The following is a 22858-nucleotide window of genomic DNA, read 5'->3' as shown; positions in this document are numbered from 1 at the left end:
AGTCATAGAGAAATTAATGTTTTTGTAAGCATTTTATACTGAGTTATGTTAAAATATTGAATGAATGTGAGGTGTTGTTAGTGAAATATGGACAAATCGTCGTCGGTAAAATTACTGATGAGAATGAACAAGCTTATTATGCACAGTATGAAGGGATTACCTTCGAATTAAATAAAAAAACAACCGAGGATACTTATACTTTAGGAGAAGCGGTTGAAGGGATGATTTATGAAAATCGCTTTAACCAAAAAGTGATGCAAACAGAATTACCTTTAATTCGACCAGGATTTTATGGTTGGGGAACCGTCATCAGTGTGCGTAAGGATTTAGGTGTTTTTATTGATGTCGGATTAGAAGACAAAGATGTTGTGATGTCACTGGATTATTTACCAGAAAATAAACAGTTATGGCCGAAGAAAGGCGATAAACTTTATCTAACTTTCTTTGTAGATGATAAGAATCGTTTTTGGGGACAATTTGCTGAAGTAGAACAATTTAATCAATTATTTAAAAAAGCACCTGAACGATTAATGAATCAAGAATTAAAGGTGACAGTCTATCAAGTGAAATTAGCTGGGGCATTAGCCATTTCTGAAGAAGGATTTAGAGTTTTCATTCATGAGAGTGAACAAACTGAAACATTAAGATTAGGACAAGAAGTCACTGTGCGTGTGGTAAATGTTGCACGAGATGGTTCTTTAAATGGTTCTATGCGACCGCGCGCTCATGAAGCGATCACCGATGATGCGCAAATGATTTTAGCTATTTTAGACAAAGCACCAAATGGATTTTTAGCTTTGCATGATAAATCAGATCCAGAAGCCATTCAAGCACAATTAGGGATTAGTAAAGCTCAATTTAAACGCGCCGTAGGTAATCTTTTAAAAAATAAAAAAATCAGACAAGAGAAAAATGAAGGAATTTATCAATTATAATGTTAAGTTCCTATATCGAAGATTTTAAGCGATACTTATTATTAGACCAGGCGCGTTCTAGTAATACCATTGAAAGTTATGGCCGTGACTTGCGAAAGTTTAATGAGTTTGTAAAAGCACAAAACATTGAGACGATGTCACAATTAAATAAGTCTTTAATCCAAAATTTTTTAGCACAGTTAAAAGCTAATCATTACTCAGCGAGTTCAACCAATCGCATGTTATCCAGTTTAAAACAATTTTTTAATTATTTGGTAATCGAAAAGGTAATTGAACAATCGCCGATGACCATGATTAAAAGTGCAAAAAAGCCCAAACGTCTACCTAAAGCACTAACGGTTAATGAAATTGATGATTTATTACAGGCTCCAGATTTAAGTACGACTTGGGGGATTCGTGATCGAGCTATTTTGGAAGTGATGTACGCGAGTGGCCTAAGAGTGAGTGAATTGACCCATTTATCGATGCGCCATTGTCATCTAGAGTTAGGCTTTATCCGAACGATTGGTAAAGGGAATAAAGAAAGAATCGTTCCAATAGGTGAAGAAGCAACCTATTGGATGCAACGCTATTTTGAAGAAGTTAGACCCGCATTTCAACGTAAAGGGAAACCAACGGATATTGTTTTTTTAACTGAGCGCGGTAAACCTTTTACTAGACAAGGTATTTGGAAAAACATTAAGAAATACGTAGCGCAAATAGGACTGGATAATGATGCCGTTTCGCCACATGTTTTACGTCATTCATTTGCGACGCATCTATTAGAACATGGAGCCGATTTAAGGATGGTACAAGAATTATTAGGACATTCTGATATTTCTACCACTCAAATATATACCCATATTTCTAAAGCCCGTCTGCAAGAAGTATATCGGAAAGCTTTCCCACGTTCTTGATAACAGGTCAAACGCTTAATAGACATCTTATCGATATTAAATTAGATAACTATTAATTTAGATAAACAATGTAAATATTAATCATTTTAAAGAAAGAAGGAAGTTATATGACAAAATTTAATCGTATCCATCTCATTGTTATGGATTCAGTCGGAATCGGGGAAGCACCAGATGCTAAAGACTTTGGTGATGTGGGTGCTCATACATTAGGCAATATCGCTAAAACTGCAGGACTATCACTACCTCATTTAACTGAATTAGGATTAGTCAATATCGAGCCCATGCAAGGAATGACCCCAGTTGCACAAACGAAAGGATATTGGACTAAATTAGAAGAAATTTCTGCAGGGAAAGATACGATGACAGGTCACTGGGAAATCATGGGATTAAATATTAAGACGCCTTTCCGTGTTTTCCCCGATGGATTCCCTCAAGAATTACTAGATAAAATTGAAGCTTTTTCTGGTCGTAAAATTGTTTGTAACTTACCATACTCTGGTACAGAGGTGCTAGAAGATTATGGTAAGCATCAAATGGAAACGGGTGACTTAATTGTTTATACTTCAGCTGATTCCGTATTACAAATAGCTGCTCATGAAGAAGTGATACCATTAGAAGAGTTATACCGTATTTGTGAGTATGCTCGTGAAATTACTTTAGAAGATCCCTATATGTTAGGCCGAATTATTGCACGTCCTTATGTTGGAGAACCAGGTAATTTTGTGCGGACAGCAAATCGTCATGACTACGCGTTGAGTCCATTTTCGGATACGACTTTAGATTTCTTAAAAAACGCTGGAAAAAGTGTGATTTCAGTTGGTAAGATTGCTGATATTTTTAATGAAAAAGGAATTACTGAAAGCAATCGTACGCAAAATAATATGGATGGTGTTGACACCTTATTACGTGTCATGGATCAAGACTTTACTGGCTTAAGTTTTACCAACTTAGTCGACTTTGATGCTGTCTATGGTCATCGTCGTAACCCAGAAGGTTATGCCCAAGCCTTAGAAGAACTTGATGCACGTCTTCCTGAAATTTATGAAAAAATGCAAGAAGACGACTTATTAATCATTACTGCTGACCATGGAAATGATCCAACCTTTACTGGTACCGATCATACCCGCGAGTACGTGCCAATTTTAGTTTATAGTCCATCATTAAAGGAACCAAAAGAATTACAAGCGACTCACTTTGCAGACATTGCAGCAACCATTTCTGATAATTTCGAGGTTGAATCAACCGGACTTGGCCAATCATTCTTATCTCAATTAATTTAGGAGGCATAATATGTTTAAAGAAACCACTCAATATTTAATCAATCAAGGTATCGTAGAGCCACAAATCGCGTTAATTTTAGGTTCTGGGCTAGGTGAATTAGCGGATGAGATTGAAAACAAAATCGTCATTCCTTACGAAGACATTCCCAATTTTCCCGTTTCAACAGTTGCGGGTCATGCGGGGCAATTGGTATATGGTGAGTTAGAAGGTAAAAAAGTTATTGCCTTACAAGGACGTTTTCATTATTACGAAGGCTATGATTTACAGACCGTCACTTATCCTGTGCGTGTTTTCAAAGAATTAGGCTGTAAAACAGTGATTGTAACCAATGCAGCGGGTGGAGTGAATGAAAACTTTACGCCAGGGGACTTAATGATCATTACAGATCAATTAAACATCACCGGAGAAAATCCTTTAATTGGAGCGAATATTGAGGATCATGGTCCACGTTTTGTCGATATGTCTGAAGCTTATAGTAAAAGAGGTCAAGCTTTACTAAAAGAAGTGGCTCAAGAGATTGGGATTACTTTACAAGAAGGGGTTTATACTTGGTTTACTGGACCAACTTACGAAACACCAGCGGAAATTCGTTATGCACGTACTATCGGTGGGGATGCTGTCGGGATGTCAACGGTACCGGAAGTGATTGTAGCAAAACATTGTGGCATGGAAGTCATAGGGATTTCATGCATTACTAATTATGCTGCTGGTATGCAAGCAACTTTAAACCATGAAGAAGTGATGGAAAATTCACAAAAAGCGAAACCAAATTTCAAAAAATTATTACGTCGTACCATCGCTCGCTTAGATTAGGGTGAGGAGTCGGGTCTAAATGAACACTTATCTTCACTTTCAAAGCTGATTGTTATGAGGAAAGATTTGCATTTTTCGATTTTTAATGTTAGTATATTTCGGTGATTAAGAGTTCATAGTAAGACCAGAGGGATTCTCAGACAATGAATCAATAGCAATTTAAATTAACAAAAACGAAGTTCAAATGAACAGGACTCTTTTAAAAAGGTCATTTGTGCTTCAAAATTATGGAAAGAGGCATTACATGCTTATACGTTCAAAAAATAAAAATGAAAAAATAGTATGGGGATTATTATCATATACATTTGATGATTCAATGACATCGGCAGAGCAGCATGAAATCATTAAAGCGATTAAAGAAAATCCTAATTATGAGATTTTTCTATATAAAGGAGAAGACTCAGACAACTACATCGGAGTTTTGGTAGTTGAAATTAATAAAAACGTATCTGAGGAGATTGAAATGGCAATTTCCATTCATCGTGCTGCCTTATTACCGTCTTATCGAACAGAAGGATTGGGCTATCAAATGTATGTCGAATTAAGAGACTTATATCCTGAAGCATCGATTCAGGGATCGATTTTGATGAGTGAAATCGTTAAAAATTGGTCGATTAGATATCGTGAGGAAAATCAAGAATAGTAAGTTAGAGGAGTAAATCGAGATGACCAAAGAAATACTGAAACTAGAGTTAGAAGCATTTCAAGGTCCTTTCGATTTGCTTTTGCATTTAATTAAAGAATTAAAAGTCGATATCAATGATATTCCAATGACCGAAATTACGGAACAATATATTGCCTATATTAAAAGTATGCAAGAATTGGAATTAGATATTGCCGGAGAATATTTAGTAATGGCTGCTACTTTATTAGAAATTAAGTCGCGGATGTTGTTACCGATTGAGCCGATAGAAGACATCGATAGTGAATATGAAGGTGACCCTAGGGAAATCTTAGTACAACAACTCTTAATGTATCAACAATTTCAGCAAGTGGCCACTGCCTTAGAAATTAAAGAAGCCAATCGTTCTCATTTATTTACGCGACCGGCGGAAGATTTATCAAAATATCAAAGCGCAATTCCTTTACCAGAAAATGAAATATCCTTAGCACAATTAGCGGATGCTTTTTCATTAGCTTTACAACGTGAATTAGCACGAGCACCAAAAGAAAGACAAATTGAACATGATCCGCTAACGGTAGAACAGAAAATTGCTGAAATACGTAATATCATTCAAACTCATAGGGGAAAAATTAAATTTTCATCACTTTTAAATTCCCATTCGCGCCATGAAATTATTACAACTTTTATGGCCGTACTGGAAATGGTGAGAAAACAATCGATTGTCTTTTACCAAGAAGAAGCACTCGCCCCGATTACGATTAAGGCAGTTGCACAATAGGAGGAATTTTTTGAAACCATTAATTAAAAGAATTCATGGCATCTTATTTGTTGCTGGCAATGAAGGGGTAACGAGAGAGCAACTTGCTAACGCTTTGGAAGTTCCTTTAACGGATGTGACCAATGGACTACAACAATTATCATTGGACTTACAACATGATGCGCAGTCGCCGATTGAATTGGTAAACTTTAATCAGCACTATCGCTTAATTACAAAGCAAGAACTCGAATTAGATGTTGAAAAATTTGCCCAGTCACCACTAACGCAACAACTATCAAGAGCAGCTATCGAGACCTTAGCCATTATCGCCTATCGTCAACCGATTACCCGAATGGGGATTGACGAGATTCGCGGCGTACAATCCAGTGGTATGTTACAACGATTGTTGTTAAGAGATTTAATTAAAGAAGTGGGGCGTGTAGAAGCACCAGGCCGTCCAGTTTTATATGGCACGACGGATTATTTTATGGATTATTTCGGGTTAACCACTTTAGAAGATTTACCGGAAATTGAACCACTGGCCTTGCATGGTCAACCGGTTAATGAATCATTATTTTCAACCAAACAATGGGAAATTGAATATTTTGACGAAGAGGAGTCAGATTAATGGAAAGACTACAAAAAGTAATGGCGCATGCAGGGGTAGATAGTCGCCGTAAATGTGAAAGTATTATTCAAGAAGGACGCGTAACGGTTAATGGCACAGTTGTCACTGAATTAGGATTCAAGGTATCGGCCAATGATAAAATTGAAGTCGATGGCGTGCCGATTTACCGTGAACACCCAGTGTATATTTTAATGTATAAACCTAAATCTTATATTAGTGCGGTTAGTGACGACAAAGGTCGTCCAGTGGTAGTAGATTTATTACCCCAAATTGAGGAACGGATTTATCCTGTAGGACGATTAGACTATGACACAACGGGTTTACTATTATTAACGAATGATGGTGACTTTGCGAATTTAATGATGCATCCAAGTTCGCAAATGGATAAAGTCTATATTGCGAAAGTCAATGGGATACCGGATATTCAAGCGCTAAGACGATTAGAACGCGGCATCATTATTGATGGTAAGAAAACCAGTAAAGCCAGAGCAGAATTAATTAACTTTAATAAAGATAATAATACAGCAATTATACAATTAACGATTCATGAAGGATGGAATCACCAAGTAAAACGAATGTTTGAAGCAGTCGGACATCCGGTAATGAAGTTAAAACGTGAACGCTATGCCTTTTTAGACTTGAAAGGTTTACAACCTGGCGACTCACGCGATTTAACGGCTTTTGAAGTGAATAAATTAATTCAAATGGCTGAAAATCGTTAAAAACACCTAAAAATCGGGAATGGGCAAGAAGTAGCAGAGCATTTGATTTTGGCTGTGTTTGCTCCAGATCTAAGCAGTGAGTACGCCTCAAACGATATCTTAATGACTCATTTAAGGCCAATCAACTGTTAACAAACAAAAACATTTGACTGACTTGATGCCTAACACGATATGATCGCTACTAAATAACGAAACTTGTAAGAGTGGTATAAAAAGTGAAAATCCAGTGATTTTTGCTTTATCCACTCTTTTTTTATTGAGGGATAGACCAGTATTATTGACTGAAAAGCTTAAGAAAAATTAATTTTCATGATAGAATTTAACAGTGTTAACTGATTGACTTATCAAATTTTAATGGTAAACTAATTAATGATATAAGGAGAGTGATATTTTGGAGATATTTTCAAGATTAGGATGGTTTTTTAAACAAGAGAGGAAACAATACATTATCGGTGTCTCACTCCTATTTTTAGTGAGTATTTTAGCGACGCTAGTGCCAATGGTCATTGCAGCAATTATTGATGGGATGACAGCCAAAACATTAACAGCCAATCAATTGTGGATTTGGATTGCCATACTATTAGCTATTGCCGTTGCCCAGTATATTATGCGCTATTTTTGGCGAATGAATATTTTTGGAACAGGTGCTAAATTAGAAAAAAAATTACGTCGTCGTTTATTTGTTCATTTTACTAAGATGGATTCAGTTTTCTTTCAAAAACACCGTACCGGTGATTTAATGGCCCATGCAACGGTTGATGTTACCACGGTACGAATGGTTGCCGGTGGCGGGATATTGACTTTATTTGACTCTATATCTCAAGGTTTAATGACTATCTTCATGATGTTTTTTGCAGTCGATTGGCGCTTGAGTTTAGCGGCTATTTTACCACTACCATTATTGGCGGTTATTATCCGTTTTAATGGGAAAAAGGTTCATTATCATTTCAGACATGCCCAAGAAGCATTTTCATCTATGAATGATAAAGTTCAAGAAAGTATGAGTGGCATGAAAGTCATTAAGACTTTTGGTGAAGAAGAGCGAGATATTGCAGACTTTGAAGCTCACACCAAAAAAGTGGTTGAAAAAAACCGCAATGCCTATCGTTATGATGCTTTGTTTAGACCTAGTATTCAAGCAGTGATGGGCTTATCATCGGTTATTTCAGTATTCTATGGAGGCTATTTAGTTTCTAAAGGGGAATTAACAGTTGGTTTATTAGTGGCTTTTCTAAATTATGTAACCCGCATGGGGTGGCCAATGATTGCGATTGGACGCTTATTTAATACATTAGAACGTGGAGCGGTTAGCTACAATCGGATTGAGAAATTATTAAAAAGTAAAACCCATATTGTCGAAGCAACAGATGCTATAACAGCACCTGTTTCCGGTGATATTGAATTTAATATTAATCAATTTACCTATCCAGGTGATCAAGAACCGACATTAGAGAATGTCCAATTTACCCTTAAACAAGGACAAACATTAGGGATTGTAGGGAAAACTGGTGCCGGTAAATCTTCGATATTCAAATTGTTAATGCGAGACTATGATCAATATGATGGACAGATTAGTTTTAATGGAAATGATATTAAAGATTATTCATTAAATTCTTTATTAACCAACATCGGTTTTGTTCCTCAAGATAATTTTCTTTTCTCAACTACTGTTCGTGATAATATTCGTTTTGCGGATCCGCAAGCGACCCAAGAGGACGTTGAAGCAGCAGCCAAATTGACCAGTGTTCATGATGATATCGTAGGGTTTACCAATGGTTATGATACATTAGTTGGTGAACGCGGAGTAGCACTGTCTGGTGGTCAAAAACAGCGGATTTCAATGGCCAGAGCGATGATGATGAACCCTGAATTACTTATTTTAGATGATTCATTATCTGCGGTTGATGCTCGAACCGAAGAAGAAATTTTAAATGCAATAAAAGCTAACCGTCAGAATAAATCGACGATTATTTCAGCTCATCGCATTAGTAGTGTGATGCATGCCGATGAAATTATTGTCATTGAGAATGGAACGATTACAGAACGTGGCACACATGATGAATTAATTAATTTAGGTGGATGGTATAAAGAAATGTTTGACCGTCAACAATTAGAACAAGAATGGTCGAAAGAGGTGACAGAATGAGTGCACAAGAAACTTATAAATCGGATTGGGCTAGAAAAATGCCCGTAAAAGAACAAATTGATGTTTCTCGTCGTATCATGGTGTTCGCCCTAGAATTTAAAGGACAATTTATCTTAGCGATGCTCTTTAGTGCAGTATCATCTATCGTGACCGTCATAATGCCGCGTGTCATTCAAACATATATCGATAAGTATTTAGGAAATGCTAGTGGTACCTTACAAACAGCTTTATTATTTGCTTTAATTTACTTAGTGTTGATTGTCATACAAGCGATCAGTAATTACTATTCTTCTTTTTTATTTAGTATGGCTTCTGAAAAGACAGTAGAATCGATACGAAATAAAATCTTTCGCAAAATTAATGGCTTAGGAATGCGTTATTTTGATCAAACACCAGCCGGTTCCATTGTCTCAAGAATTACGAATGATACCGAAACATTAAAAGATTTTTGGGTGGTCTTCTTCTCATTATTTGAAGGCATTGTCACCGCTACATCTGTTTTTGTAGGAATGTTTTTATTAAATCCGAAGATGGCCTTAATATTCTTAGGTTTCTTACCGATAATGTTAGCTGTTATTTGGTATTATCAATCTTATAGTTCACGCGTTTATCGTACTTTACGAGAAAATTTAAGTCGATTAAATACTAAATTGAATGAAAATATTACGGGAATGTCAGTAGTTCAACATTTTAGACAAGAACAACGGATGATCGATGAGTTTGATATTGATAACGAAGAACAGTATAGAGGACGTCGCAAAATGATTTCAATGCATGCCTTAATGCTTAATCCTTTTATTGCGTTATTAGAATCAATATCATTAGCTATTGTCTTTTATGTTTTAGGAAATCAATTTTTTGATGGAGCGATTGAAGTGGGGATTGTTTATGCCTTTACTCAATATAGTACGACCTTTTTCAGACCAATGGGCATGATGATGGAAAGCTTGAGCCAAATGCAAGACGGAGTGGTTTCAAGTTCACGTATTTTGCGTGTCATGAATCATACAGAGCTAGTACCTGAACAATTAGTGAATGATGAAGCGACGATTGATCAAGCAAAAGTTGAATTTAAAAATGTTTCTTTTTCATATGATGGCAAACAAGATGTCTTAAAGGATATTACTTTTACGGTTAATCCTGGAGAAACGGTTGCTTTAGTAGGACATACAGGTAGTGGTAAAAGTTCTATTATCAATGTGTTGATGCGATTTTATGAGTACCATGCCGGTGACGTGTTAATTGATGGCCATAGTTTAAGGGAGTTTAGTTACGAACGATTAAGAGAGCAAGTAGGATTAGTATTACAAGATTCATTTTTATTTTATGGAGATGTAACGCGTAATATTCGTTTATTAGACACCTCCATAAGTGATGAAGAAATTAAAGAGGCGGCGCGATTTGTTAATGCTGATACCTTTATCGAAACGGATCCTAAAGGCTATCAAAAGAAAGTGATTGAACGGGGTGCAAGTTATTCTAGTGGTCAAAAACAATTAATTTCCTTTGCTAGAACGATGGCACGTCATCCAAAACTTTTAATACTCGATGAGGCAACAGCGAATATTGATACTGAAACGGAAACGTATATTCAAAATAGTTTACAAAAGATGCGCCAAGGACGAACAACGATTGCTATTGCTCACCGTTTGAGTACCATTAAGGATGCAAATGAAATATTAGTCTTAGATAAAGGCCGTATTATTGAACGTGGTACCCATGATGAATTAATTGCTTTACAAGGTACTTATTATCAAATGTATCAGTTGCAATCCATGAATAACGCATCTTAAACAATGAGAAGTTATATTATTTTAATGAAGAAATCTTAATTAGAATAGCTACGTTGAACATTTTTTATTGAGTGAGCGAGATGTAAGAAGTCATCGTTACTCAATGAAGCACTTACTCTAAAGATAGGGATAGGGATTGTAATCAGGAATCATTTCACTGAATGAAGCTAAGATACGATTTGTGTCAATTCAAAGGCTAGTCAAAAGAGTAGTTTGATACCTACTCCATTGTATGGGGGTGGACAAACGAAGTGAAAATTATTTAATTTTCTACTTCTGGTCCACTCCCTCTTGCTTATTTCCGGTTTTGTGGTTTTCTAGTAGTTAGAAGACACAAAAAATTAAGTGTCTATGATAGTGATATTGTACCAACTTACGAATCGGTAGGGCGTGAACAGTAAGTATGACAAAGGTTTGGCTTTGTTCTAATTATATCTCACATGTTCATCATTTAACCTATTCGCGTATCATTATAGTTAGTACAAAGGAATATTTCGAATAAAACCATTGAAAACGGATAACAAAAGTCATATAATAAATTTATACTTAAGGTTTTTTTAAGAAAGGAGACGTTTTCCATTAAGAAGTTTATTTTATTATTAAGTGTTCTTTTAATAAGCTATAACAATACGATGGAATTGATTGCCAATGCAGAAGAATCGACTGAAACGTCTGAAATTGTGACAGAACAGACAACTATCGATTTTAGTACAAGCCATCTCTTAGAAGTACAGCCTTTTGATTTGAATCAATTTGTTATTACGGGTACAACGTCTCCTTTAGCAAAATTAAAAATTGATATTTCGATTGATCAACAATTGTATACATTTGATGGTGTAGCTGATCACAATGGACAATATTATTTTAATAAAGACATTTTATTTGGCCCCGATGTTGTGATTGACGAGTCGTTATTACATTCTATAACGGTCACGAGTACTTCTAATGCAACCAATGAGCAAATACAAGAGTCGCTATATTCATCCGCTCCACAACCGACATCCCAGACGACTCAATTGACAGCCATTGTAACCACTAAAACGAATGTTGAATTTTCAAAAACAAATGTCGGCGATATTTTTTTAACAGGATTTGGCGAAGGGTATATCATTGAAGCGATAATGTCTAATGGTCAAGCTTATCAAGCTACTTTTGATGAGATGGGGTATTTTTATATTGAACTACCGTGGAAATTAGCAAGTGCGGAACAATTTCAAATCAATATCTATGATGCGAATCAAGTACTCATTGAAACGATTCCCATTACAATGGAGACGAGTGTAACCGATACGCAAGCTCCCAATGCCCCGACATTAGAACAACATTTAGTTGCGGGACAAATGGTCATCACTGGCTATAGTGAGGCCAATACTTTAGTATTACTGCGTTCAACGACCAAACCACCGGTCATTATTCCTACAGATGCGACGGGTTATTTTTATTTAGAATTATCGACACCAATAGAAGAGGAAGATATCATTTCGGTATTTAGTGTGGATTAAGCTGACAATATGTCTGAACAAGGAATTATCCAAGAGATTGTCCCCAATCCAAATCGACCTACAATACCAACAATTGAACCTGTGCAACAAGCTAGTATGCAAGTGAAAGGAAAAGCGGCTTCCAATACATTAATCGTGTTTAAGAGAGTGATAGCAGAAAAAGTTACTTTTCTACAGACAGAAACTGATGAAAAGGGACTATTTCAGATTAATTTAACGACACCTTTGTCGTCAGGAGAAACTTTAATCTTTTATTCAGCCCAAATACTAGCCTATAATAATATTATTTTAAGTGAGCCTGTGCAAATACTATTAGATTAAAATGCCAGCAAAAAACTTTAAATTAAACTGCTTAGTTCCAGTAAATTACGATATCGGTTATGAAATACGAATAAAGTATTAGGTAGTTTTCTAAATTGAACTGCTCCTGTTAAAGTAAGACTTTATAATTTAAGTCTATTTAACAGGGGAAAGTTCTTTTTTGTTTCGTTAAAATTTTTACTCTTGATAATAACCAATACGGGTTTATTAAATATTAAACATAGCCTACTCGAATGAGGATTATCGTAACATACTGTAGTAAGCTAACAAGACAGATTTTAATTAGCTGAAATGTCAATAGTGATTTTTACTTTATCAATCGATATCAAGGCCAATGCTCATGTTATGTCATAGAAAATTTTCACACAAACCTTTGATGAGGCATTTAATTAATCAAATGATTAAATTTAATTGAGATGCTTTTACAATCTTCACTTAGTTTGGTAAACTAAATGTCGCAGTGAACATCATAAGATTTTAATGCTGATTACATTTTCAAGAGTGTTTTGAAAAGGATGATAGGTTACCTTTAACAACCTAAATATTTTATAGATGGAGTTTTTAATGAATAATTGTAATGATGCTAGTAACTGGAATGATTTTTTTGCCGGTTATTTTAATACACCAGCCGGCATCCAATTAAAAAAAGAGGTTGATTTGGAGTATCAAACGAATCAAGTATTTCCTCAATATGAGCAAATCTTTCATGCGTTTAAGTTGACACCATTAAATCAAGTAAGAGTAGTGATTCTTGGACAAGACCCTTATCATGATGATGGTCAAGCGCAAGGATTAGCTTTTTCAGTCCCTGATGGTATGAAGTTACCACCTTCATTGAGAAATATTTTTCAAGAGCTAGCCGATGATTTAGGCGTTGAGCCTCCATTGTCGGGTGATTTAAGCCATTGGGCTACACAAGGCGTTTTATTGCTTAACACCTCATTGACTGTAAGAGCACATCAAGCTAATTCCCATAAAAATATTGGTTGGCAATCCTTAACGGATCTCGTGATTCAACGATTAAATCAACAATCACAGCCTATCATTTTTGTATTGTGGGGTAAACCAGCTCAAAAGAAACGGGCGTTGATTACGAATCCACAACATTATATTTTAGAGGCACCTCATCCAAGTCCTTTATCAGCTTATCGCGGATTTTTTGGTTCAAAACCCTTTAGCAAAATTAATCAAATATTGGATAAGCATCCCATTCAATGGGTTAAAAAATGATTGGCCAAGAGTACGATGCTCTTTTATAAGGGTTGAGCCTGTAGATTTAAAATACAGATTCTATCAAAAAATTAGGCTAATCTAAGTAATATTACACAGCATGACTAACAATAAACGATTCATGAGTACGATGTCTATTATTAATCAATAAAATAAATTATCAAAAAGGAGTTATTAATCATGACATTTGAAGCAATCTTACCAGAATTAAAAAAAGGAGCTAAAATTATTCGTAAAGGTTGGGGCGGTTATGAAGAATATGTAAAATATATTCCAGAAACTACCATTGAAGGTGTTACCATGACCCCTTATTTTGTCATTATGGTAAAAGGTGAAGGATATAGCATGTTTCAACCAACAGTCTGCGACATTTTGGCAGAGGATTGGATGATTGTCAATGACTAGTCCTAAAGTTAAGCGAGAACACTTTTTGCCACAGCAAATGACGGTTATCGTGACAGGTGCTAGTTCTGGCATTGGTTATGCACAAGTCCAAGCTTTTTTAAAAGCGGGGCACCAAGTTTTAGCGGTCGACAAAGTATCCTATCCAGATAATCTATCAGAAACAGACCGTTTAATTTTTATCAAAAAAGATTTAACCGACGAAGCACACGTTAAGGAAGTTTTTGAGGTTTTAAATCAAAAATATGGGCAATTACAAGTACTTTGTAATACGGCAGGAATGCTAGATAATTATCAAACAATTGAACAAACGAGCTTCAGTCAGTGGCAACAGATACTTGCGAATAATCTGACTTCTCAATTTTTAATGGCGAAGTATTCTTTACCATATTTATTAAAAAATCCGACCTCGCGTATTATCAATATGGCTTCTATAGCGAGCTTAACTGCTGGTGGTGGTGGAGTTGCTTATACAGCCGCTAAACATGCGATTGCAGGACTCACGAAACAGTTAGCCTATGATTATGCTGAACGTGGTCTAAGAGTCAATGCGATCGCACCTGGCGCTATTCAAACACCTATGAATGCGAATGATTTTATCGGTGAAGAGCTAATGGCAAATTGGGTTGCGGATCAAACACCAGTTAAACGTTGGGCTCAACCGGAAGAAGTAGCCGAATTAACATTGTTTTTAGCGAGCGATGCAGCTGATTATATGCAAGGCGTTGTTCTTCCACTTGACGGTGGTTGGTTAATACGATAAAATAACAGAGTTGTTAATAAACAACACGATGACACTTCGACGGAAGGAATATCTTCTGCATCCTTTGGTCATCGTTATTACTAGGCTAGGATGACAGCCTACAAAGGAGAATCAAAAATGAATCATCAAAGTTATACTGCGCAAAGTCGCACCATGGATTTGGTAAAATCCGCTATAGTCGTGTCTCTCTATATGGTCTTAACCTTATTAGTTGCACCAGTCGCTTATGGTCCAGTTCAATTTAGAATTTCAGAAATGTTAAATTTCTTAGGACTTTATAATCGTCGTTATATTTATGCTGTAACGTTGGGCGTCTTTTTAGCAAACTTTTATCAATATGGCCCAGTTGATATGGTAATCGGAAGTTTAACAACATTAGCTTCGATGTTTATTGGTCGTTGGGTAGGAAATTGGTTAGTATCATTAAATGAAAAACACCAATTCTTTAAATATGATCCGATGTTTTTAAGATATTTAGCGATGGCTGTAGTCTTTGCCGCAGGATGTATTACCATTGCGATTATGTTAGTAATGGTGGGCGCTGAAGCTGCATTTTGGTCAGTTTACGGTTCGTTATTTGTCAGTGAATTAGTCGTCATGTTATTAGGAATCCCTGTGATGTATGCGATTAGTAAACGTGTTGATTTTAATGCTTAATAAATAAAAATAACCTTATAGTCAAGCAATGATTCCTATTGGAGTCGCTAGACTATAAGGTTTTTGTTTATCTGAAAGGCTAAATAGATTAAAAAGAGAAGACATCACTAGTTCATTTATACTACTGTTGGATATTAAAATAAGTTAAGATAGTATTAAGAGACGATAGGCTGATTACCTGATTTACATTTTTGATTATTCTTTGAATAATGGGTATCTAAAGGTTAATGGGTTCGCAGTATTGAACTTCAGACAGACTCATGTTATCTCAAAAGGCGCTAATCTAACTAAAGGTTCCGTAGTAACGCTTTTTAAACGCACTCATGTTATCGCAAAAGGCATCAATCTGACTAAAGGTTTCGCTGTATGCTGTTTATGCCATTCATTTAATATTAAATGTCGTATATCTCATCAAACAGACTAATAGCCTAGCCCATCAAAAGGCGCCAAATTAATTTCACGGATTTTTCGTTTCATCCATTTTGAAAGATAAAAAAACTAATGAAAAACTAAGGGTCAAGCCATTTACTGACGACACTCTGTTCATTAGTTTATTTTGATTAATGATCATGTTGGGGTTCTTGTTTTAAAATCGGAGCAATAACGAAAACAGTAAACGCAATAACAATACCTAATATTGAAGCACTTTTAAAGTCGTAGGCGGCAGTTGTTAATTGGCTTCCTAAATAATAAGCAACTTGACCTAGAATAAAGGCCCAAACTAGCGTGACGATATATTTCATAATATAACAACCTTCTTTCAGATTTAGTGTAACATAATTAATGAAAAACGGGTAGTCTTTCTATAATAATTTGTCGATTCGTAAAAAATAATTCAGTTTTGCTCCCTATCAAAGTATAGTATAATAGAATTAAATTGTTAAAAGAAAGGAGGAGGGCAATGTTATTAAATGTACAAACAGCTTATTCATTATTACAAAGTACTTTACGTCTTGACCAGTATGTTCAACAAGCCAAACAATATGGTTATCAACAAATCGGTATTGCCGATATTAATAGTTTAATTGGCGTTGTTGAATTTTATCAAGCAGCAAAAGCGCAGGATTTAACTCCTATGATTGGTATGACCATGAAAACTCATGGATTAATACGACAAGATCGAGAATACAAAGTGCTTTTATATGCTAAAAATTACCAGGGTTATCAAGAACTGATTGCCTTATCAAAAAAATTGTCACAAGAAAATTTAGGGTTCCATGAACCATGGAGTTTTTTAAAAGAGCATACCGAAAATTTAGTGCTAATTTCGACTGGTAGTGAATCAGAATTAGAAGAGCTATTATTGGCGGGCGATTATGTCTCCGCTGAAAAAGTAGTCCGTTTGTGGCGTGAAATAATCGGATATGAGAATGTTTATTTTGGCATTGCTGCCTATCCTTATAACCCAAAAGATGTGGCATTATATACTAAATTTGCTCAGTCACATCATTTGACAATGGTAGCTAACCAAAAAGTAAATACATTAGAAGCCAAAGATTTATTTAGTTTGAAAGTATTGGAAGCCATCGATCAAGCCGAAACGATAGAATTGTCATTAAGAGAGATGAAAGGACATCATTTTCTATATCCGTTAGACGAATTAAGAACCATGTATCAATTAGCGAAAATACCGGATGTCATGGAAAGTACTCAGCAATTAATCAATCAACTTCAATTTGATATTCCCCTTGAACAGGCCTTCTTACCGAAATTTAAAGTACCAGATGGTTATGATGCCGATGCTTATTTAAAAATTTTAGTAGAAGATTCGATGAAGGAAAAAGGTCTCTTTGAAAACCAGGCTTATGTCGATCGTGCTCATTATGAATTATCCATTATATCGCAGATGGGATTTAGTGATTATTTTTTAATCGTATGGGAAATTATGGATTTTTGCCAGAAAAATAATATACGGGTAGGTCCTGGGCGAGGTTCCGCAGCAGGCGCATTGGTCAGTTATTTATTAGGCATTACCTTTGTTGATCCTTTGCAGTACGATTTACTATTTGAACGTTTCCTTAATCCTGAACGCTATAATATGCCGGATATCGATCTGGATATTCCTGATAACAAACGTGATTTAGTATTAAAACACATTGAAGAACATTATGGTCATTCTCAAGTGGCTCAAATTGGGACACTGGGAACATTTGGTGCCAAACAAGCGGTACGGGATACTTTAAGAGTATTAGGTGCGTCAACTCAGGAGATGAGTCAATGGTCTCGTTCAATACCGACGGAAGTAAATATAACGTTAGAACGCGCTTATACCATTTCCGCTAAATTACGAGAAATTGTACAAATGAATGATCAAAATCGTGCCATTTTTCAAGTAGCTTTAACCTTAGAAGGATTACCACGTCATATGTCAACCCACGCAGCGGGAGTTATTATTCACGATGAACCACTTGAACAAATCATACCAGTTATGGAACGATCTAACCAAATGATGTTATCGCAATTAACGATGCATCATGTTGAAAAAGTTGGTCTCTTAAAAATGGACATCCTGGGATTAAGAAATTTATCGCTGCTTGACGATATTTTATTAAATATTAAGCGAACACATGGTCAAACATTAGATGTTTATCAATTTCCGATGAATGACGAAGCAACATTGGCTTTATTCAAAACGGCCGATACTAATGGCGTTTTTCAATTTGAGTCGGAAGGGATTAAAAATGTCTTACGTAATTTACAACCAAGTGAATTTGAAGATATAGTCGCCGTCAATGCCTTATTTAGACCGGGTCCGATGCAACAAATTGATGAATATATCAAACGTAAAAAACAACAAGTACCCGTTGAGTATTTACACCCTTTGTTGGAACCAATATTAAAATCAACCTATGGCATTATCATTTATCAAGAACAAGTCATGCAGATTTGTCAACAGTTAGCTGGTTTTACCTTAGGACAAGCCGATATTTTACGTCGAGCAATGGGTAAAAAACAAGCGAATATCATGCAAAGAGAACAGGCACACTTTATTAAAGGGGCCCAAGAACGTGGCATTGAAGCTGATTTAGCGCAAAAGATTTATCATTATATTGAAGCCTTTGCCAGTTACGGGTTCAACCGTTCCCATGCGGTTGTTTATTCTACATTGGCCTATCAGTTGGCTTACTTAAAAGCACATTATCCCTTAGAGTTTTACCAAGCAATCTTGAATCAAGGACGTTCCAATTTAAATAGTTTTGTGGATTATATCGAAGAAGCAAAAAGGCGTTTAGGTAAAATTTTACCGGTTGATATTAATCGCAGCTTTCGTGGAGTGACGATTGAAGAGGATGCATTAAGAATCGGATTTGAAAGTATTAAAGGCCTTCGACGTGAAATGATTACTCATATTTTAGATGAGCGTAAATTGGAGGGTAATTATCAAGATTTATTTTCGTTTTTAGGACGCTTACCGAAGAAATGGCAAAAACAAGAATTGATTGAAAATCTAGTTCGAGCGGGTGCCTTTGATAGCTTTGGTTATAATCGTGCGACTATTTTTTATAATTTACCAAGTTTCCTACAAAGTATCGAATATAGTGGCTTAAACCTTAACTTATTTGAAGCGATTGAACCAAAAGTGGACATACAAGAAGAATGGACGCAGGCAAAAATAGCTAAAGAAGAAAAAGACGCTTTAGGCTTTACACTGGCACCACATCCATTAGAACAGTATCAAGCACAGTTAGAGGCATTAGACGATTTAAATAACCTTTATCAAATGAAAATTAAACGTAAAATAAAGACAATTATTTTTGTACAAGATTTACGAGTAATTGAAACTAAAAAAGGGGATGAAATGGCCTTCGTCACAGCGGATACTGGAAAAAATGAAGTATCGCTAGTCGTATTCCCTAATGTTTATATACGTAGAAGTCGCTTGATACAACCGCATGCCATCTTATATATGGAAGGGACAGTTGATCGTAGCCGTCGAGGCGAAATGCAAGTCATTGTGAATCATTTGGCACCAGTAGACGAGTATGTCGCTGTAGATGAAAAGCCAAAATCGATGAGCAAATGTTTTATTCGTCTGACAGCTAATATTGACCTAAAAGAAGTAGTTGAATTTGTCAAAAAACTAGCGACAGAAAATCCTGGTCCATGTAATATTATTTTTGTGACGGAAGATAAACGGACTTGGCAATTAGATGACACCTATCAAATCGGGTTTGGACAAAGCGTTCAAAAGGAATTAGAAAACCGTCTAGGCAAGCAAAATATAGCTTTTCGTTAAGACGATTTGATTGATTTTATGAAGTATTTATGAAAATTAACTCATTTTCACGAAAAGGTTGATTTTGTAAATGTTTCCATAAAAATAATTGTAAAATAAATCTTAATTTCTTGACAAATACATGACTTATATTAAAAAAAATGATACAATACCCATGAAGAGTCGAGTTGTGATTCTTGACAAAAAAATTGAGGTGAAGTTTTATATGAAACGTATTGCCGTTTTAACCAGTGGTGGCGATGCTCCAGGAATGAACGCAGCGATTCGTGCTGTTGTTGAACAAGGTGCTCACCATGGCATTGAAGTGGTAGGAGTAAACTATGGCTTTAAAGGTTTGGTTGAAGGAAACTTTAGAGAATTGACTGTTGCATACTGTCAAGATAAGATTCGTCGAGGTGGGACTTTCTTATATTCTGCACGTTTCCCAGAGTTCAGAGAAAAAGAAAACCAGCTTAAAGCTATCGAACAAATGAAAGCTAACGGTATCGAAGCTCTAGTAGCAATCGGAGGCGATGGTACTTTTACCGGAGCGTTACAATTACAAAAACATGGTTATCCAATTATTGGTATTCCTGGAACGATTGACAATGATATTCCTGGAACGGAATACACGATTGGATTTGATTCTGCCGTTAATAACGCCTTAGATGAAATTGATAAAATATCTGATACAGCATCTTCTCATAACCGTACTTTTGTGGTGGAAGTAATGGGTCGTCATGCTGGAGATATTGCTGTATGGGCTGGGGTTGCAACAGGTGCTGATGCGATTGCGATTCCTGAAGCCGATTTTGATATGAAGGATATTGTAAGACGTGTCCATTCTGGTCGTGCGAATGGTAAAGATCATTCAATGATTATCTTAGCTGAAGGCGTAATGGGTGTTGACGAATTTATCCACGATTTCCAAAAAGTAGATCCTGGTATGGCAATTCGTGGTATTACTTTAGCCCACGTTCAACGTGGTGGTAGCCCAAGTGCTCGTGACCGTGTTTTTGCAACTTTAATGGGTGCGCGTGCGGTTGACTGTTTAATTAATGGTGAAGCCGGTCTGTTTATGGGTGTGAAAGGTGAGCAATTCGCTACATTCGATATTATCGAAACTTTAGAGAAGAAATCACATGCTGTACGTCAAGATTTATACCAATTAAACCAAGATTTAACTGATAAAGCCAACTAACATTATTTTCAAGTTCAATTAAAAGGAGAAAACATAGATGAAAAAGACTAAAATTATTTGTACTTTAGGTCCAGCAACTAATACACAAGATAAAATGGAAGCATTAATTAATGCCGGTATGAACGTTGCTCGTTTTAACTTTTCACATGGTAGCCATGAGGAACATTTAGAGCGTTTCAATGCTTTAAAAGCAGCGCGTGAAGCGACAGGTAAATTAAATACAGCAATCCTTTTAGATACTAAAGGGCCAGAAATTCGTACAAATGACATGGAAAACAATGGTGTTGAATTAGTCCGTGGAAATACGATCCGTATTTCAATGACAGAAGTATTAGGAAATGCTGAAAAATTTTCAGTTACTTATGCTGATTTAATCAATGATGTAGCTCCTGGTAATCACATTTTATTAGATGATGGTTTAGTTGATTTATTAGTTACAGAAATCGACCATGAAAATGGTGAAATTGTAACCAAAATTGAAAATACTGGTGTTTTAAAATCTAAAAAAGGTGTTAACGTACCAAATGTTTCCGTTAATTTACCTGGAATTACCGATAAAGATGAATCAGATATTCGTTTTGGTGTACAAAATGGAATCGACTTTATTGCAGCTTCTTTCGTACGTCGTGCAAGTGACGTTATGGAAATCCGTGCAATTTTAGAAGAAGAAGGCGACTCAAAAGTTAAAATCATTTCTAAAATTGAAAACCAAGAAGGTGTAGATAACATCGAAGAAATCTTAGCTGTTTCTGATGGTATCATGGTTGCACGTGGTGACTTAGGGGTAGAAATCCCAACTCATGAAGTGCCAATCGTTCAAAAATATATCATTAAAAAATGTAACGAAGCAGGTAAACCAGTTGTAACAGCTACTCAAATGTTAGACTCAATGCAACGTAACCCACGTCCAACTCGTGCAGAAGCAGGGGACGTAGCGAATGCTATCTTTGATGGTACTGATGCGGTAATGTTATCTGGTGAAACGGCAGCAGGTGACTTCCCAGTTGAAGCAGTTACTACAATGGCTGATATTTGTGTTCGTACAGAAGCAGCGTTAGAAGGTCAAGATGCTTTTGCTTTAAAACGTTACGATCAATCAGACATGACCGAAGCAATTGGACAAGCAGTTGGCCATACAGCGCGTAATTTAGGTATTGAAATTATTGTAGCAGCAACTTCTTCAGGTCATACAGCTCAAATGATTTCTAAATATCGTCCAAATGCCACTATCGTAGCAGCTACATTTGATGAACAAACAGCTCGTCGCTTATCAATCACTTGGGGTGTTAATGCACACGTGATTGAACGTCCTGCTTCAACGGATGAAATGTTCGATAATGCAACAGCTTTAGTTCAAGAAAAAGACTATGTTTCAGAAGGTGACTTAATCCTTATCACAGCAGGTGTACCGGTAGGTGAATCTGGAACAACTAACTTAATGAAAATTCAAGTTATTGGAACTCAATTAGCTAAAGGTGAAGGTGTTGGAAATGGACACTTTATTGGTAAAGCAATTTTAGCAGAAGATGCAGAAACAGCTAACAAAAATGCTGTCATCGGATCAGTTTTAGTTGCTCGCACAACCGATAAAGACTATGCACCAGCATTAGAAAAAGTTGGCGCAATTATTACTGAAGAAGGTGGAATCACTTCACACGCAGCTATTATGGGGATTGAACGTGGTATTCCAGTAATTGTCTCAGCTAAAGAAGCTTTAGACAAAATTGCGAATGGTGAATTAATTACTGTAGATGCTCGTCGTGGTGTTATCTACCGTGGTGCTACCATTAGTATCTAATCTAATTAAATATACATAGTGAGTCATCAGAACGATTGGGTTCTGAACTCCGCTTGAATAATTAGCTCGAACTTCGGTTCGGGCTATTTTTTTCACAAAAAATGTGAATGGGCAAGAAGTAAAGGCTCTACAACTTTTTGTGGCTCTTTGTCAAATGGTGTGGGTCACGGAA

The 22858-nt window shown here is 36.0% G+C and carries 20 protein-coding genes; 19 read left to right on the top strand and 1 reads right to left on the bottom strand.

Annotation, left to right across the window (positions count from 1 at the left end; translation table 11 throughout):
* Window positions 1-80 precede the first annotated feature (80 nt).
* The 16 genes from HMPREF2811_RS03305 to HMPREF2811_RS03230 all read left to right on the top strand — a co-directional run bounded on the left by HMPREF2811_RS03305 (window position 81) and on the right by HMPREF2811_RS03230 (window position 15471).
* A complete protein-coding gene (locus tag HMPREF2811_RS03305; protein WP_246829804.1) occupies window positions 81-935 on the top strand; it encodes a CvfB family protein in 855 nt (284 codons plus the stop codon).
* Complete coding sequence (gene xerD, locus HMPREF2811_RS03300; RefSeq protein ID WP_071408096.1) at window positions 935-1831, top strand: site-specific tyrosine recombinase XerD; 897 nt, start codon at window positions 935-937, stop codon at window positions 1829-1831. The genes HMPREF2811_RS03305 and xerD overlap by 1 nt, the downstream gene beginning before the upstream one ends.
* Before the next feature lie 107 nt (window positions 1832-1938).
* Window positions 1939-3111 carry a phosphopentomutase gene (gene deoB / locus HMPREF2811_RS03295; protein ID WP_071408095.1) on the top strand — a complete coding sequence of 391 codons (1173 nt, stop codon included), beginning with the start codon at window positions 1939-1941 and terminating at the stop codon, window positions 3109-3111.
* A gap of 10 nt (window positions 3112-3121) precedes the next feature.
* A complete protein-coding gene (locus HMPREF2811_RS03290; protein WP_071408094.1) occupies window positions 3122-3925 on the top strand; it encodes a purine-nucleoside phosphorylase in 804 nt (267 codons plus the stop codon).
* A 244-nt stretch (window positions 3926-4169) separates the two neighbouring features.
* The gene (locus HMPREF2811_RS03285) at window positions 4170-4568 is read left to right on the top strand and encodes a hypothetical protein (RefSeq protein WP_071408093.1); all 399 of its coding nucleotides are present in this window, start codon (window positions 4170-4172) and stop codon (window positions 4566-4568) included.
* Window positions 4569-4590: 22 nt separating this feature from the next.
* On the top strand, window positions 4591-5328 hold the full coding sequence (locus HMPREF2811_RS03280; protein ID WP_071408092.1) for a segregation and condensation protein A: 738 nt from the start codon (window positions 4591-4593) through the stop codon (window positions 5326-5328).
* 10 nt (window positions 5329-5338) lie between these two features.
* On the top strand, window positions 5339-5935 hold the full coding sequence (gene scpB, locus HMPREF2811_RS03275; protein ID WP_071408091.1) for an SMC-Scp complex subunit ScpB: 597 nt from the start codon (window positions 5339-5341) through the stop codon (window positions 5933-5935).
* The gene (locus HMPREF2811_RS03270) at window positions 5935-6657 is read left to right on the top strand and encodes a pseudouridine synthase (protein ID WP_071408090.1); all 723 of its coding nucleotides are present in this window, start codon (window positions 5935-5937) and stop codon (window positions 6655-6657) included. Before scpB ends, HMPREF2811_RS03270 begins: the two co-directional genes overlap by 1 nt.
* 391 nt (window positions 6658-7048) lie before the next feature.
* Window positions 7049-8803 carry an ABC transporter ATP-binding protein gene (locus HMPREF2811_RS03265; protein WP_071408089.1) on the top strand — a complete coding sequence of 585 codons (1755 nt, stop codon included), beginning with the start codon at window positions 7049-7051 and terminating at the stop codon, window positions 8801-8803.
* On the top strand, window positions 8800-10596 hold the full coding sequence (locus tag HMPREF2811_RS03260) for an ABC transporter ATP-binding protein (RefSeq protein ID WP_071408088.1): 1797 nt from the start codon (window positions 8800-8802) through the stop codon (window positions 10594-10596). The genes HMPREF2811_RS03265 and HMPREF2811_RS03260 overlap by 4 nt, the downstream gene beginning before the upstream one ends.
* Window positions 10597-11228: 632 nt before the next feature.
* The gene (locus tag HMPREF2811_RS03255) at window positions 11229-12098 is read left to right on the top strand and encodes a hypothetical protein (RefSeq protein ID WP_071408087.1); all 870 of its coding nucleotides are present in this window, start codon (window positions 11229-11231) and stop codon (window positions 12096-12098) included.
* Between the two features lie 9 nt (window positions 12099-12107).
* Window positions 12108-12419 (top strand): hypothetical protein, encoded by a 312-nt coding sequence (locus HMPREF2811_RS03250; protein ID WP_071408086.1) that lies wholly within the window; start codon window positions 12108-12110, stop codon window positions 12417-12419.
* Between the two features lie 564 nt (window positions 12420-12983).
* Window positions 12984-13649: a uracil-DNA glycosylase gene (locus tag HMPREF2811_RS03245; protein ID WP_071408085.1), complete on the top strand. Its 666-nt coding sequence runs from the start codon at window positions 12984-12986 to the stop codon at window positions 13647-13649.
* Window positions 13650-13829: 180 nt separating this feature from the next.
* Window positions 13830-14054 (top strand): DUF2829 domain-containing protein, encoded by a 225-nt coding sequence (locus HMPREF2811_RS03240; protein ID WP_066124049.1) that lies wholly within the window; start codon window positions 13830-13832, stop codon window positions 14052-14054.
* The gene (locus HMPREF2811_RS03235) at window positions 14047-14814 is read left to right on the top strand and encodes a 3-oxoacyl-ACP reductase (RefSeq protein WP_071408084.1); all 768 of its coding nucleotides are present in this window, start codon (window positions 14047-14049) and stop codon (window positions 14812-14814) included. Before HMPREF2811_RS03240 ends, HMPREF2811_RS03235 begins: the two co-directional genes overlap by 8 nt.
* A 117-nt stretch (window positions 14815-14931) precedes the next feature.
* Window positions 14932-15471: a QueT transporter family protein gene (locus tag HMPREF2811_RS03230; protein WP_071408083.1), complete on the top strand. Its 540-nt coding sequence runs from the start codon at window positions 14932-14934 to the stop codon at window positions 15469-15471.
* A gap of 560 nt (window positions 15472-16031) precedes the next feature.
* Here HMPREF2811_RS03230 and HMPREF2811_RS03225 read toward each other — a convergent pair.
* Window positions 16032-16214 (bottom strand): YjzD family protein, encoded by a 183-nt coding sequence (locus HMPREF2811_RS03225; RefSeq protein ID WP_071408082.1) that lies wholly within the window; start codon window positions 16212-16214, stop codon window positions 16032-16034.
* 158 nt (window positions 16215-16372) lie between these two features.
* Here HMPREF2811_RS03225 and HMPREF2811_RS03220 point away from each other — a divergent pair, with 158 nt between their 5' ends.
* The 3 genes from HMPREF2811_RS03220 to pyk all read left to right on the top strand — a co-directional run bounded on the left by HMPREF2811_RS03220 (window position 16373) and on the right by pyk (window position 22686).
* Window positions 16373-19708, top strand: a complete 3336-nt coding sequence (locus HMPREF2811_RS03220) for a DNA polymerase III subunit alpha (RefSeq protein ID WP_071408081.1) — start codon at window positions 16373-16375, stop codon at window positions 19706-19708.
* A 205-nt stretch (window positions 19709-19913) separates the two neighbouring features.
* A complete protein-coding gene (gene pfkA / locus HMPREF2811_RS03215; protein ID WP_071408080.1) occupies window positions 19914-20888 on the top strand; it encodes a 6-phosphofructokinase in 975 nt (324 codons plus the stop codon).
* 37 nt (window positions 20889-20925) lie between these two features.
* Window positions 20926-22686, top strand: coding sequence for a pyruvate kinase (gene pyk / locus HMPREF2811_RS03210; RefSeq protein WP_071408079.1), 1761 nt, complete (start codon window positions 20926-20928; stop codon window positions 22684-22686).
* The last annotated feature ends 172 nt before the right edge of the window (window positions 22687-22858 follow it).

It is taken from the genome of Globicatella sp. HMSC072A10, assembly GCF_001811625.1.
In the GTDB taxonomy this organism is placed as follows: domain Bacteria; phylum Bacillota; class Bacilli; order Lactobacillales; family Aerococcaceae; genus Globicatella; species Globicatella sanguinis.
This window is presented reverse-complemented; position numbering and strand designations above follow the sequence as displayed.